Source organism: Methylobacterium oryzae (genome assembly GCF_036441375.1).
Classification (GTDB): Bacteria; Pseudomonadota; Alphaproteobacteria; order Rhizobiales; family Beijerinckiaceae; genus Methylobacterium; species Methylobacterium oryzae_A.
In genome coordinates this window covers 346,055-359,796 of the sequence record NZ_MLCA01000008.1, presented here as the reverse complement: position 1 = coordinate 359,796, position 13,742 = coordinate 346,055, and the positions used below count along the sequence as shown (strand labels likewise).

Genomic DNA, 13,742 nt, shown 5'->3' with positions numbered 1-13,742 from the left:
GGCGGCCCCGGCTCCGGCCCCGGCGATCAGCCTCGCGGCGGCCGGGACGGGCGCGCTCGAGGGCCCCGCGGTCGACGACGCCGTGATGGCCGTGGTCGGGACGCGCTGCGCCATGTGCCACGCCGCCGAGCCCCTCTGGCCGGGCCTGACGAGCCCGCCCAAGGGCGTGCTCCTCGACAGCCCCGAGCACGTCGCGCGCTTCGCGCCGGCCATCCGCCTGCAGGCCGTCCTGACCCACGCGATGCCGCCGAACAACATCACCGACATGCAGCCCGAGGAGCGCGCGGCGCTCGCCCGCTGGCTCGCCGCGCGATAACCGTCGGACCCCTTCCGCGCCAACGCAGGATCCCGCCCGTGACCGCACCGGATACAGACGGCCCCCCGCGCGACTTCGTCGGCTACGGCGCGGCGCCGCCCGACGCCCGCTGGCCCGGCGGCGCCCGCGTCGCCGTCCAGTTCGTGCTGAACTACGAGGAGGGCGGCGAGCGCTCCGTCCTCGACGGCGACCCCCACGCCGAGATCTTCCTCTCCGAGATCGCCGGGGCCACGCCCTTCCCCGCGCGGCACATGAGCATGGAGAGCCTCTACGAGTACGGCGCGCGCGCGGGCGTCTGGCGGATCCTGCGCCTGTTCCGCGAGCGCGGCGTCCCCCTGACGGTCTTCGGCGTCGCGCAGGCGCTCGCCCGCAATCCGGCCGCCGTGGAGGCCTTTCTCCGCGACGGCCACGAGATCGCCGGCCACGGCTGGCGCTGGCTGCCCTACCAGGACGTCCCGGAGGCGATCGAGCGGGAGCACCTCGGCCGCGCGGTCGAGACGATCCGGAGCCTGACCGGCGAGACGCCGCTCGGCTGGTACACCGGCCGCGACAGCCCGAACACCCGGCGGCTCGTGGTCGAGCAGGGCGGCTTCCTCTACGATTCGGACAGCTACGCCGACGACCTGCCCTACTGGGTCCGCGTCGCCGGCCGGGACCACCTCGTGGTGCCCTACACCCTCGACACCAACGACATGCGCTTCTCGATCCCCGGCGGCTTCCCGTCGGGCGAGCAGTTCTTCGCGCACCTGCGCGACGCCTTCGACTGCCTCTACGAGGAGGGGGCGAGCGCCCCGAAGATGCTGTCGATCGGGCTGCATTGCCGTCTCGTCGGGCGCCCGGCGCGCCTGCCGGCCCTCGCCCGGTTCCTCGACCACGTCCTGGCCCGTCCCGACGTCTGGGTGACCCGGCGGATCGACATCGCCCGGCACTGGGCGGCCCACCATCCTCCCGGCGCCCCGGCGGCGGGACCGACCCCGGAGAGGACAGGTCCGTGATCACCATCGCCGCGCTCAACGCGCTCGCGCGCGACGCCTTCGTGGACCTCCTCGCCGAGGTCTACGAGCATTCCCCCTGGGTCCCCGAGGCGGCCTTCGACCGCGGGCCCTTCGCGGCGCGCGCGGACCTGCACGCGGCGATGGAGGCGACGGTGGCGGGCGCCGACCGGGTCCGCCAGCTCGCCCTGCTGCGGGCGCATCCCGAACTCGCCGGGCGGGCCGCCCAGCGCGGCGAGCTCACCGCGCATTCCAGCCGCGAGCAGGCGGGAAGCGGATTGCTGGGCGGCCCCTCCCCCTCGGTGACGCGGCTGCAGGACCTCAACCGGGCCTACGCCGAGCGCTTCGGCTTCCCGTTCATCATCGCGGTCCGGGGCCTCGACCGCGACGCGATCCTCGCCCGCCTGGAGCAGCGGCTCGGCAACCCGCCGGAGACCGAGCGGGCCGAGGCCCTGCGGCAGGTCGGACGGATCGCCGCCCTGCGCCTGGAGGACCTCGTCGCGGCCTGAGGCGGCCGCCTCAGACCGCCCGGCGGCCGACCAGGGCGAGCTGCTCGCTCACGTGCTGGCGCAGGGCCTCGTGCGTCATGTCGACGAAGGTCTTGGTCCGGGCCGACAGCATCTTGCGGGACGGGTAGAGCAGGCCGAGCGTCACGCTGGTCGGCGGGGTGTGCTCCAGGACCGGGACGAGCCGGCCCTCGGCGAGGTGCGCCGCGACCTCGAACAGCGGCTTCAGGACGATGCCCTCGCCGGCCAGCGCCCAGGCGGTGAGCGTGTCGCCGTCGTCGGCGTCGATGTGCCCCGAGACCGGCAGGGTCACGGTCTCCTGGCCGTCGACCAGGGTCCAGCGGAACTGCTCGGCGCCGGGATAGCGCAGCAGCAGGCAATCGTGCTGCAGCAGGTCCGCCGGCTCGGCGGGCGCGGGGTGCCCGGCCAGGTAGGCCGGCGCCGCGCACAGGACCCGCTCGATCTCCGCGACCTTCCGCAGGGTGAAGGTGGAATCGCGCATCTGCGACAGGCGGACCGCGACGTCGACCGCCTCCTGCACGAGGTCGAGGAGGTGCTCCGACAGGCGCAGCCGGACATCGGTCTCGCCGTGGCGGGCGCGGAAGCGCGGCACGAGCGGCGCGACGACCCGGCGGCCGAGGCCGAGCGGCGCCGTCACCTTCAGCACCCCGCGGGGCACCGCGCCCGCGGTCTCGACGCTCTTCTCCGCCTGCTCGACCGCCGCGGTGATGTCGAGGCAGCGGTCGTAGAAGATCCGGCCGGCCTCCGTGAGGCTCATGCGCCGCGTCGTCCGGGTGAGCAGGAGGCAGCCGAGATGCTCCTCCAGGGTCTGGATCCGGTAGCTCACCACCGACGGTGACAGCCGCAGCGAGCGGCCGGCGGCCGAGAAGCTCCCCGTCTCCGCCGAGCGCAGGAAGATGCGGATGCTCTCGAGCGAGATCATGCGCCGCGATCTTCAGACCCATTCGGAAGCTGTCAATGGAATTTCCCGCGCGCGATCGAACACGGCGCCGGCATCGCCCCGCTGCGGGCGCCGCCGGCCCTCAGAAGACGTGGAACGCGACGCCGGCGAGGAAGCTCTTCTCCTCGGTGCCCTTGAAGGTCGCGGTCTCGACGTTCCCGAACTTGTTGTGCCAGTACTGGAACCCGACGAAGACATCGACCCGGTTGGGCTGATCGTAGACGAGCTTGCCGAGATCGAGCACGAGGTTGGTGCGCGACAGGAATTCGAGCCCGCGGGGCGGGTTGAAGGCGAAGGCGGCCGGGTTGCTCACGCCCCGCCCCTTCGGCAGCACGATGTTGTTGAAGCCGACGAGGCTGAGCGGCAGCCCCGTGAAGGTCAGGGGAAAGTTGTAGACCAGCTCGAATTCCGGGACCGTGTCGAAGCTCTGGTCGCGGTCCGGCTGGAGATTGAACCCGTTCCGGTTCCACTCCTTGTAGGCTTGCACGGAAAGGTTGAGAAAGCCCGCCGGCACGTCGAAGGCGAAGTTCAGGCCGCCGACGATGTCGCGCTTCTTCGAGCCGAAGGCGTCGTTCTGGGCATTGGCGTCGAAGCCGAAGGCGAGCGACACCTCCTTGAAGAGGCCGGGGACGGTGAAGGCCTTCGTGCCCGTGAGCGCGTTGAGGCTCAGCGTGCCGCGATACAGCCCGTAGGCTTCGGTATTGCCGTAATCGGCGAAGAACGGGGCGCCGACGGAGCCCGGCGCGTTGGTGGTGCCGGCCGGGAACTGGGAGCCGGACTTGAGGATGTCGAGGGAGAAGAAGTTCGTCCCGTAGGCCCAGGCATCGGCGTGGGAAATGTTCAGGATGTGCTTGGGCGCCGCGCGGGAGACGAAGCTGCCGTCGGGGCGCTGGATCTGGATTCCGGGCGAGACGGTAGGGAACTGGTAGCGGTAGCTGATCTGGGTGTCGGCGAAGAGGAAGAACGGGCCGTCCTCCACCACCGTCGTGGCCTCGGGCGCCACCGGCGCCGAGGAGGCCGTCCCGAGGTCCTGCGCCCCCGCCGCGCACGTCATCCCGAGCGGCAGCAGCGCGGCCGCGATCCGACAAGCCATGGTCATGTCCGCCCCCTCCTCCCGGCCGCCTTCAGTGCGAAGCGTCGGCCCGCAAACCCGCGCGCTGGCGCGCGACCTCGTCCGGCGTGACCGCCTGACCCTGCCCGCCCCACTCGGCCCGCATCCAGGTCGCGAGGTCGGCGAGCGCCGCGTCGTCGATCAGGGCGGCGAAGGGCGGCATGGCCTCCATCCGCTCGTTGCCCGGGAAGCGCTGCGCCGGGAGCCCGACGAGGATCGCCCGCAGGAGACCGCCCGCGCCCGCGACCCGCATCGCGGTGTTCGTCCGCAGCGGCACGGAGACGTGGGGGATCCCCTCCCCCGCCCCGCCGTGGCAGCCGGCGCAGAGGCCGGCGTAGCTGGCCCGACCCCGGGCCGCGACCGCCGCGGGGATCGCCGCGGGGGTGGCGGCGACCGGCGTCTCGGGCTCGGCCGGCAGGGCGTCGCGGTCGAACAGGTAGGCGGAGAGCGCCGTGAGGTCGACCTCGTCCATGTGCTGCGTCGAGAAATGCACGACGTCGAACATCTGGTGCGTCGCGCCGCCCTGGGCCGAGAGGCCCGTGCGCATGAACCCGACGAGCCCGTGCGGGGTGAAGCCCATCCGCGCGAGGCCCGCGGGCGTGATGTCGGGCGCCTCGACGCCCTCGATCGTGGCGCCGCGATAGACGGCGTCCGGGCGCATGGCCTGGATCACGGTGCGCGGCGTGTGGCACTCGCCGCAATGGCCGAGGGCGTCGGCGACGTAGCGGCCCCGGTTCCACAGGGGGGAGCGGCCCGGATCGGGCGCGGCGACCGTGGCCGGCAGGCTCAGCAGATTCCAGGCCGCCAGGGTCCAGCGCTGGTCGAACGGGAAGGCGAGGGTATTGGCCCTGTTCTCCACCGCGACCGGCGCGCGGGTCATCAGGTAGGCGTAGAGGGCGTCGACATCCTCCGGCGTCAGGCCGCGATACGAGGTGTAGGGCATCGCCGGGTAGAGGTGGCGGCCGCCCGGCGCGATCCCGTCGCGCAGGGCCCGGTGGAAGTCGGCGCGGCTCCAGCCGCCGATGCCCTGTGGGCTCGGCGAGATGTTGGTGGCGTGGATCGTGCCGAAGGGCGTCTCCAGGGGCAGCCCCCCCGCCCAGGGGGCGCCGCCCCGGGCGGTGTGGCAGGCGAAGCAGTCGGCCGCGGCGGCGACCTTGGCGCCGCGGGGGGCGAGAGCGCGCACGGCCTCCGCGCTCAGCGGGGTCTCGACGTCGCNGCGGCGCGCGGCGTCGCGGGGGCCTGGACCCGGATCGCCTCGGCGATCTGCGCGCCGACCCGCTTCAGCGGGTTCAGCGCGCTCAGCGGTTCCTGGAAGATCATCGCGGCGTCGCGGCCCCGGACGGCCCGCAGCTCCGCCTCGGTGGCGGCGGCGACGTCGCGCCCGCACAGCGTGACCGCGCCGCCCGCCACCGCCACGCCGGGCGGCAGCAGGCCGAGGATCGTGTGAGCGATCATCGACTTGCCGGAGCCGGACTCGCCCACAAGGCAGACGATCTCGTTGGCGTTGACGGTGAGCGAGACGCCGCTCACCGCCTCGGCGCGGTCGGCCCCCGCCGGCAGGCTGACCGAGAGGTCGGTGATCGACAGGATCGGCGCGCTCATGCGCGGTCCCCCCGGGCGAGCCGCGGGTTGAGGGCGTCGTTGAGCGCCTCGCCGACGAGGTTGATGGCCAGCACCGTCACGAGGATCGCGGCGCCGGGAAACACGCTCATCCACCAGGCCTGCCGGATCACCGTGCGGGCGGCCCCGACCATGTAGCCCCAGGACATCAGGTTCGGGTCGCCGAGGCCGAGGAAGCTCAGCGCGCTCTCGATCAGGATCGCGGTGGCCACCGTGAGCGCGCCGGTGACGATCAGCGGCGCCACGGCGTTCGGCAGGATGTGGCGCAGGACCAGGGTGGCCGGCCGCTCGCCCTGGCAGGCGGCGGCGCGCACGAAGTCCCGGTTCCGCAGCCGCAGGAACTCGCCCCGGGTCAGGCGCGCCAGGGGCGGCCAGCTGATCGCCGCGATGGCCAGGATCTCGTGGGACAGGGACGGCCCCAGGGTGGCGACCAGCAGGACGGCCAGGATGAAGCCGGGAATCGTCTGGAACAGCTCGGCGACCCGCATCAGCACGGCGTCGACGAGGCCGCCGAACCATCCGGCCGCCGCCCCGATCACGACCCCGACCAGCAGGGCCGCGAGCGTCGAGGACAGGCCGATCGCCAGCGAGACCCGGGCGCCGTGGGCGAGGCCGGCCGCGATGTCCCGGCCCATCGTGTCGGAGCCCAGGGGCAGGTCGGGGCTGAGCGGCGGCTCGAACGGGGCGCCGACCATCTCCCAGGGATCGACCGGCGCCAGGAGCGGCGCGAGCAGCGCCACCGCGACCACCGCGATCAGGAGGACGAGGCCGATCGGGCCGCCGGGATTGCGCAGGAACGCGCGGACGAAGCCCATCACGCGGCCCTCGCGGAGGCGCCGATCCGCGGGTCGATGAGCCGCGCGAGCAGGTCGGTCAGCATGTTGATCAGGATCACGAGCACCGACATGACGAGGAAGAGGCCGAGCAGGACCGGGTAGTCGCGCTGGTTGAGGGCCTCGAACACCAGCCGGCCGAGGCCCGGCCAGGCGAAGACGGTCTCGACCACCACCGAGCCGCCCACCAGCGCCCCGGCCTGCATGCCGGCGACGGTGACCACCGGCAGGATCGCGTTGCGGATCATGTGGTCGCGGATCACCCGGCCGCGGCTCAGGCCCTTGGCCCGGGCGGTCTTCACGTAATCCTGGGCGGCGACCTCGACGATCGCGGTCCGCATCAGCCTGGCGTAGACCGCGAGGTAGACCGCGGCGAGCGACAGGGCGGGCAGGACCAGATGCGCCAGCACGTCGCCCACCTGTCCGAGCGGCGAGAGGGGCGCGCCGACGCTGCGGTAGCCGAAGGCCGGCAGCCATTCGAGCTGGACCGAGAAGACCAGCACCAGCATCAGGCCGAGCCAGAAGACCGGCATGGCGTAGAGCACCAGCGCCACGAGGCCGATCAGCGTGTCCGACCACCGGCCCGCCCGCACGCCCGAGAGGGTGCCGAGCAGGATCCCGAATCCGAGCGCCAGGGCGAAGGCGGTTCCGGTCAGCAGCAGGGTCGCGGGCAGGCGCTCCAGGACGAGGCCGAGGACCGGCCGCTGCTGCCGGTAGGAGTAGCCGAGGTCGAGCCGCAGCACCCGGCCCAGATAGGTCGCGAGCTGCACCGCGTAGGGCTTGTCGAGGCCGTACTCGGCCCGGAGCTGCCGGAGCAGGGTCTCGTCCGAGGCGCCGGACTGGCCGGCGATGACCTGCGCGGGATCGCCCGGCGCCGCGTGGACGAGGGCGAAGTTCACGCTGGCGATGACCAGGATCACCGCCAGCGTCCGCGCGATCCAGGCGGCCAGTCCGGCCAGCATCCTCATGCGCGGTAGGCCCGGGCGAAGGTGTCGTTCACGCCGCTGCCCGTGACGACGAGATCCCGGACGTGCTTGTCGGTGAAGGTCGGGAAGTCGAGCTCCATGAGCCACGCCACCGCGGCGTCCTCGACCAGGATCTTCTGGACTTGGCTGTAGAGTTTCTGCCGGGTCGCGTCGTCCTGCGCCACGGCCGCCTCCTCGAACAGCCGGTCGACCTCGGGGTTGCTGTACCCGGAGGTGTTCGAGAACAGGATGCCCTTGCGGATGTTCGAGGCGATGTAGGAGCGCGACACGCCGAGCGCCGGGTCGCCGTACTGGTAGGTCCAGGGGGCGGACATCTCGAACTCCCAGTTGCCGCAGCGCGCCGCCCAGCCGCCGACGTCGATGCCCTCCAGCACGATGTCGATCCCGACCTTCCCGAGGGACTGGCGGACGTACTCGGCCACCCGCTGCCACATCTCGCCGTAGGGCGGGACGAGGTACTTGAGGGTGACCCGCTTGCCGTCGGCGCCGGGCTTCAGCCCCATCGCGTCGAGGAGCGCCACCGCCTTGGCGGGCGCGTACTCGTATTTTGGCACGTCCGGCTCGTAGAACCGGGTCTTCGACGAGACCGGGCCGGTCGCGACCTTGCCGAGGCCGAAGAACACGCGCTTGCGCAGGGCCTCCCGGTCGATGGCGTAGAGCACTGCCTGGCGGAAGCGCTTGTCGTTCATCGGCGCGATGCGGGTGTTCATCTCCAGCCAGAGATGCGGCGCGTAGAACTCGTAGCCCTTCGTGGTCATGTCGAGGTTCGGCAGCGCCTTGAGGCGCGGCACGTCGAAGGCCTCGACATCGTTCCACTGGGTCAGCTGGATCGTGCCGCTCTCCAGGGCCACCGCCCGGGAGGCGGCGTCGGGGATCACCCGGTAGTAGATCTCGTCGAGGTAGGGCTCGCCCTTCCGGTAGTAGCCCTCGTGGCGCACGAGGTGGATGTGGGAGCCCTTGACCCACTCCTTGAGCTTGAACGGCCCCGTGCCGATCGCCCGGGCGTTGTTCGGGTTTTGCCGCAGGTCGGTGTTCTCGTAGAGCGCCTTCGAGATGATCGGCGCGGTGGTGGCGTCGAAGGCGTGCAGGAACGGCGCGAACGGCGCCTTCAGCTTGAACACCACCGTGAGCGGGTCGGGCGCCTCGGCCGAGGCGAGGCGCGCGAAGGTGCCGCGCGCCCGGGCATGGGCCTCCATCAGCGCCTTGGTGACCGAGAACACCACGTCCTCGGCGGTCATCGGCGAGCCGTCGTGGAAGGTGATGCCGGGGAACAGCTTGAACGTGTAGGTCAGGCCGTCCGGGCTGCGCTCCCAGCTCTGGGCCATGCCGGGCTTCGGCGTGAGATCGAAGTCGTAGGTCAGCAGGCTCTCGTAGATCTTGCCGCACACCGTGAGCGTCGGCGCCTGCTGGTTGAGGGCCGAGACCAAGATGGCGGGCTCGGGCTGGATCACGGTGTTGAGGATCCCGCCGCGGGTCTGTCCGAAGGCGCGCGTGATGCCGAACGGGATCGGCCCCGCCGCGCCGGCGGCGAGAGCGAGCTTGGCGAAATCGCGACGGTTCATCCGTGACCTTTCCAGCGCCTCGGAGCACGGCCGGGGCGATCCTGCGGGCCCCAGGGCTGACCGGGGCCGCGTCAGCCCGATGCATCGACCAGGCCAGTTGCCCGGCTGACGGGGCAGGTGGACGCGTCCGAGTCGGCAAATCGCGCCCGGCGCCGTCTCCCGGCACTCGCCGGCGACCCGGCACGACCGGCGGCGGCGTGCGAACGGTTGGTATCCGGCTTGCCTACCGGGCCCGGGGCAGAGGGTGAATGCGTATGAGACGATCCAGGCTTTCCGGGCTGCTCGCGGCCGCGATGTGGTTCGCGCCGGCCTCCGCCGGAGCGGAAACAACCTTGAAGGCGGTGCTGGAAGCCGAGATCGTTACCCTCGATCCCTACTTCACCACGGCCTACATCACCCGCACCTTCGGCTACATGGTCTACGACACGCTGTTCGCGCCGGACGCGAAAGGCGTGTTTCGGCCGCAGATGGTCGACACGTGGTCGGTGTCGGACGACCGCCTGACCTGGCGGTTCACCCTGCGCGACGGGCTGCGCTTCCACGACGGCGCGCCGGTCCGGGCCGCTGACTGCGTCGCGTCGCTGCGGCGCTGGGCGGCCCGCAGTGCGCTGGGCGGCCGGCTCATGGACGTGACCGCCGCCCTCGAGGCCGTGGACGACCGAACCTTCGTGCTGACGCTGCGGGAGCCCTACGGCCTCGTGCTCGACACCCTCGGCACGACGTCGAGCCCCGCGCCGTTCATCATGCCGGCCCGGCTCGCCGCGACGCCGCCCGCGACGCAGCTCGCGGAGGTCGTGGGCTCCGGTCCCTTCGTCTACGACCGCGCCGCGCACATCCCCGGCGACCACATGCTGCTGCGCCGGAATCCCGATTATCGGCCGCGCCCCGAGCCCGCCGACTTCCTGGCGGGCGGCAAGGTCGTGAAGGTCGACGCCCTCGACATCCGCGTCATTCCCGACGGAGCGACCGCCACGGGCGCTCTCGGCGCCGGCGAGATCGACTTCATGCAATACGCGCCCTTCGATCTGATCGAGCAGATCGAGGGCAACAAGAACCTGGCGGTGATGAACTTCACCGGCGCGCATCGGTTCACGGGCCATTACCGCATCAACACGGCGGCCAAGCCGTTCGACGACCCGGCGATCCGGCGCGTCCTGCTGAGGCTCGTCGACCAGCGCGAGGTCCTGGACGGGTTCGGCCTCGAGCCGCGCTTTTCCCAGACCTGCGACGCCTTCTTCATCTGCGGCTCGCCCTACGAGACGCATGTCGGAACGGAGCTCCTCCACGATCCGTCGGTGGCGGCGGCACGGGCCGCCCTGAAGGCGACCGCCTATAAGGGCGAGCCGGTGATCGTGATGGTGGCCAACGATCTCGAGGCGGCGCGCGTGTCCTCGACCATCCTGGCCGACCGGCTGAAGCAGGCCGGCTTCACCGTGGATCTGCAAGTCATGGACTGGGCAGCCCTGCTGGCGCGCCGCACCAAGAAGGCCGGGTGGAGCCTCTTCGGCATCCACGCCCTGGGCCTCGATCTCAGCTCGCCGCTGACGAACTCGGCCATCAACTTCAACTGCAAGGACGCGGCAAGCTCCGGGTTCATGTGCGACCCGCGCATGGTCGGCCTGTTCGACCGCTTCGCCCGCGAGCCCGATCTGGACAAGCGGCGCGCCATCGCGGGCGAGATCCAGGCCATCGTCTACGGCGAGGGGCTGGTCGTCCCGTTCGGCCAGTTTGCGCAGCCCGCGGCCTACCGCACTTCGCTCACCGGCCTGATCCCCTCGGCCGTCCCGCTGTTCTGGAACGTTGAGAAGCAATGAGCGCAGCGCTGTACGATGTCATCGTGGTCGGTGCCGGCTCCGCCGGTGCGGCCCTGGCGGCCCGCCTCTCGGAGGATCCGGAGCGCCGGGTGCTCCTGCTGGAAGCCGGGCGCGACTGGCGCTCGCACGAGGCCCCGGCGGCCCTGCGGTCGGCGAACATCATCCCGTTCATGTACGACCCGGGACATCAGGGGGATTGGCAATGGCCGGGGCTGATGAGCCGGCGGACCCGCGTGCAGGAGCCGCGCTTCTACTGGCGCGGTCGAGCGCTCGGCGGCAGTTCGACGGTGAACGCTCAGATCGCGATCCGCGGTGTCCCGGCGGCCTTCGATGCGTGGGCGGAACAGGGCTGCACCGGCTGGTCAGCCCGAGACGTGCTGCCGCTCTTCGACCGGATCGAGGATGACGCCGATTTCGGCACCGAGGACGGCACCCGTCGCGGCGGGCCGCTCCCGGTCTACCGCGCGAAGCTGGAATCCTGGGGCGCGGTGGATCTGGGGTTACGGGAGGCCGCTCTCGACGCGGGCTACCGCTGGAAGGCGAATCTCAACGCGCCGGCCGGCGAGGGCATCTCGTGCAATCCGATCAACAGCCGCAACGGCCACCGCGTCACCACCAACGACGGCTATCTCGAACCGGCCCGCGGCCGGCCGAATCTCGAGATCCGCTGCGCGGCGCTGGTCGACCGTGTCCTGTTCGAGGGACGACGGGCGGTCGGGCTCCGTGTCCGCTTCGGCGTCGAGCCCTGGACCGAGATCCGCGCCCGCGAGATCGCGCTCTGCGCCGGCGCCGTCCACAGCCCCGCCATCCTGATGCGGTCCGGGATCGGTCCGGCCGAGCCGCTCCGCGCCCTCGGCATCCCCGTCCGGCAGGCTCACGAGGCGGTCGGCCGCAATTTCATGGATCACCCGATCCTGCGGGCCACGATGGATCTGAAGCCGAGCCGCCGGGCGCTCGGCCCGGATGCGCGCCACACCAACTGCTGCGTGACATATTCCAGCGGTCTCGCGGGCGGCGGCGAGCGCGACATGATCCTCGTCGCCTACAATCACCGAACCCTGACCGGGCCGGAACCGACGCCGCAAGGGGCCGTCGGTGTCGGCCTCTACGACGCGTTCTCACGCGGGACGCTGCGCCTCACCGCGGCGGATCCCGAGACCAACCCGGTCATCGACGAGAACATGCTCGACGATCCGAGGGATCGGGTGCGCATGCGCGACGCGGTCCGACGCCTCGCGCGCCTCGCGGAGCATCCGGCACTGGCCGATCTCGCGACGTCGATCCGCTTCGGTGACAGCCCGCTCCCGATCGGCGAGGCCGCGCGCCTCTCGGATGAGGAACTCGATGATCTGATGCTTGCCGAAGCCGGCGACATCCAGCACGCGGCCGGCACGTGCCGCATGACCGGCTGGCAGGACGCGTCCGGTGTCGTCGACCCCGATCTCAAGGTTCGCGGAATCGACGGATTGCGGGTCTGCGACGCCTCCATCATGCCGAGCGATTGCCGGGCCAACCTGCACTTTACCTGCGTGATGATCGGCGAGAACCTTGCTCGGCGGATGTTGGGGAGCGGATTTCAGCATGCTTCGACTGTCGTCTCGCCGCGCTGACGAGCGTGGACCAATCGGTGCCCGAGCTTGCACCGCGCCCGGTGCCGCAGATCTTGGGTGTTGCGCTTGAGGCCCCGACCCGATGCGTCGGAGGCGCCCGGCAGTGCGGGCGATCGATCCGCGCGTCGTCTTGGCAGGCGAGAAGCCCTGCGGACCGTCTGTAACGTTGCACATCGGCCAGACGGATTTCCGAACGTTCCGGGATGCCGACTGCGGCAGGCGGTCGACCGAGCCGCCAGAGGCGCGGGACCCTGTCGGAGGCCGGGCGCGGGGGGCAGAAGGCAGTGAGTGCTGCCTCGTCACTTCAGCACCCGGACGCCGCCGCACGAAAGCGATGCCGACCTCGCCGGTCGGGGGCGGGCTGGCCGACGACGGCGACCACGGGGGCTCAAACAGCGTGCCGGAGCCGCCCTTGGACGCCACGCACGCGCCGGAGCTCTGCGGGCGATGGCGAGATAGGGCCCAGCACCGGAACTCGTTCCCGGAAGCAGGATTCATCCAGAAGGACGGATCGCTCTCCCGGAGTTTGCCGCGCCATGATCGACCCTAAAACCATTGGCGTTGACGCAAGAAGCGGAGACGCGACAGCAAGCAATCTCATCGCGAGCGATAAAGTCGAGGGAACGGCGGTCCATCTAAGCGGTGCGAGTTCAATCGGCCGCATCGAACGTTTGATGATCGACAAACCCTCCGGCCGTATCGTCTATGCCATTGTCCGAATGACGTCCTCACCCGACCAGGCCGCGAGCGACCGCGCCATTCCTTGGAAGGTTCTCGCTTACAGCGTGGATGAACGTGCGTATGTCATCGACAGCACCGACGAGCGTATCAGGTCTGGTCCTGTATACACCGCGACAACCGCCGATCCCACATTCGACCCGGCGTGGGAGGAGCATGTCCATAGCTACTTCAACACCGAGCCGTACTGGAACACAGAGGTTGACCGAGCGACCGACGTTCCGTTCGGCAAGAAGAAAATCTGAGGCGCAAGGTGACCGTCTTCGCAAGCAACTCGATAGCGGCCGCCGTGCTGCGCCTCGAAAAGATCTCGGCCGCCGCCCTGTTACTGCTGAGTGGTGTTCCGGTGCAGGCAGCCGGCGATCCGGTTTCTGTCCCCGCCAAGTATGACGGTCGGTGGGTCATTGAGGCGATCACGAAAAGTGGAGCTTGCCCGGCGACCCTGAGCCTTGAGATGCATGTCGCCAAAGGAGAGGCGACCGTTTCCTCGAGCATCCTGTACTCGGTCAATGGCGGCATCACACCGGGCGGGTCTGTCCGAGGCATGATCTCGACCGCGGCGACGATGGCTCTCGTGACAGGTAGAGTGGACGATGATGCGATCGGTCGCGGCACGTGGCGGACGAAGGATGGCAGCTTGCTGACCTGCAACGGTGATTGGACCGCACACCGGGCTTGAGGTCCCGCTCCGCC

At 70.9% G+C, this 13,742-nt stretch carries 13 protein-coding genes and 1 pseudogene; 7 read left to right on the top strand and 7 right to left on the bottom strand.

The window, feature by feature from the left end; translation table 11 throughout:
• The 3 genes and pseudogenes from MOTC310_RS17685 to uraD form a co-directional block, all read left to right on the top strand.
• Positions 1 to 316 (top strand): annotated as a pseudogene (locus tag MOTC310_RS17685) (urate hydroxylase PuuD); the annotation flags it as partial.
• Between the two features lie 38 nt (positions 317 to 354).
• Positions 355 to 1,311 carry an allantoinase PuuE gene (gene puuE, locus MOTC310_RS17680; RefSeq protein WP_331302729.1) on the top strand — a complete coding sequence of 319 codons (957 nt, stop codon included), beginning with the start codon at positions 355 to 357 and terminating at the stop codon, positions 1,309 to 1,311.
• A complete protein-coding gene (uraD, locus tag MOTC310_RS17675; RefSeq protein ID WP_331289173.1) occupies positions 1,308 to 1,817 on the top strand; it encodes a 2-oxo-4-hydroxy-4-carboxy-5-ureidoimidazoline decarboxylase in 510 nt (169 codons plus the stop codon). Before puuE ends, uraD begins: the two co-directional genes overlap by 4 nt.
• A gap of 10 nt (positions 1,818 to 1,827) precedes the next feature.
• Here uraD and MOTC310_RS17670 read toward each other — a convergent pair whose 3' ends face one another.
• From MOTC310_RS17670 to MOTC310_RS17645, 7 genes are all read right to left on the bottom strand, one after another.
• On the bottom strand, positions 1,828 to 2,757 hold the full coding sequence (locus MOTC310_RS17670; RefSeq protein ID WP_331289174.1) for a LysR family transcriptional regulator: 930 nt from the start codon (positions 2,755 to 2,757) through the stop codon (positions 1,828 to 1,830).
• A gap of 100 nt (positions 2,758 to 2,857) precedes the next feature.
• Positions 2,858 to 3,874: a hypothetical protein gene (locus MOTC310_RS17665; RefSeq protein ID WP_331289175.1), complete on the bottom strand. Its 1,017-nt coding sequence runs from the start codon at positions 3,872 to 3,874 to the stop codon at positions 2,858 to 2,860.
• A 25-nt stretch (positions 3,875 to 3,899) separates the two neighbouring features.
• Positions 3,900 to 5,069 (bottom strand): c-type cytochrome, encoded by a 1,170-nt coding sequence (locus MOTC310_RS17660; protein ID WP_419539928.1) that lies wholly within the window; start codon positions 5,067 to 5,069, stop codon positions 3,900 to 3,902.
• 11 nt (positions 5,070 to 5,080) lie between these two features.
• Positions 5,081 to 5,488, bottom strand: a complete 408-nt coding sequence (locus tag MOTC310_RS32855; RefSeq protein WP_419539927.1) for an ATP-binding cassette domain-containing protein — start codon at positions 5,486 to 5,488, stop codon at positions 5,081 to 5,083.
• Complete coding sequence (locus MOTC310_RS17655) at positions 5,485 to 6,321, bottom strand: ABC transporter permease (protein ID WP_331292906.1); 837 nt, start codon at positions 6,319 to 6,321, stop codon at positions 5,485 to 5,487. The genes MOTC310_RS32855 and MOTC310_RS17655 overlap by 4 nt, the downstream gene beginning before the upstream one ends.
• Complete coding sequence (locus MOTC310_RS17650; protein ID WP_331292852.1) at positions 6,321 to 7,307, bottom strand: ABC transporter permease; 987 nt, start codon at positions 7,305 to 7,307, stop codon at positions 6,321 to 6,323. The genes MOTC310_RS17655 and MOTC310_RS17650 overlap by 1 nt, the downstream gene beginning before the upstream one ends.
• Positions 7,304 to 8,887 (bottom strand): ABC transporter substrate-binding protein, encoded by a 1,584-nt coding sequence (locus tag MOTC310_RS17645; RefSeq protein WP_331292853.1) that lies wholly within the window; start codon positions 8,885 to 8,887, stop codon positions 7,304 to 7,306. The genes MOTC310_RS17650 and MOTC310_RS17645 overlap by 4 nt, the downstream gene beginning before the upstream one ends.
• A gap of 254 nt (positions 8,888 to 9,141) precedes the next feature.
• Here MOTC310_RS17645 and MOTC310_RS17640 point away from each other — a divergent pair, with 254 nt between their 5' ends.
• From MOTC310_RS17640 to MOTC310_RS17625, 4 genes are all read left to right on the top strand, one after another.
• Positions 9,142 to 10,701 carry an ABC transporter substrate-binding protein gene (locus MOTC310_RS17640; RefSeq protein WP_331302728.1) on the top strand — a complete coding sequence of 520 codons (1,560 nt, stop codon included), beginning with the start codon at positions 9,142 to 9,144 and terminating at the stop codon, positions 10,699 to 10,701.
• Between the two features lie 8 nt (positions 10,702 to 10,709).
• Positions 10,710 to 12,311 (top strand): GMC family oxidoreductase, encoded by a 1,602-nt coding sequence (locus MOTC310_RS17635; protein ID WP_331292907.1) that lies wholly within the window; start codon positions 10,710 to 10,712, stop codon positions 12,309 to 12,311.
• A gap of 536 nt (positions 12,312 to 12,847) precedes the next feature.
• Positions 12,848 to 13,294, top strand: coding sequence for a PRC-barrel domain-containing protein (locus tag MOTC310_RS17630; RefSeq protein ID WP_331292855.1), 447 nt, complete (start codon positions 12,848 to 12,850; stop codon positions 13,292 to 13,294).
• Between the two features lie 8 nt (positions 13,295 to 13,302).
• On the top strand, positions 13,303 to 13,728 hold the full coding sequence (locus MOTC310_RS17625) for a hypothetical protein (RefSeq protein WP_331292856.1): 426 nt from the start codon (positions 13,303 to 13,305) through the stop codon (positions 13,726 to 13,728).
• The last annotated feature ends 14 nt before the right edge of the window (positions 13,729 to 13,742 follow it).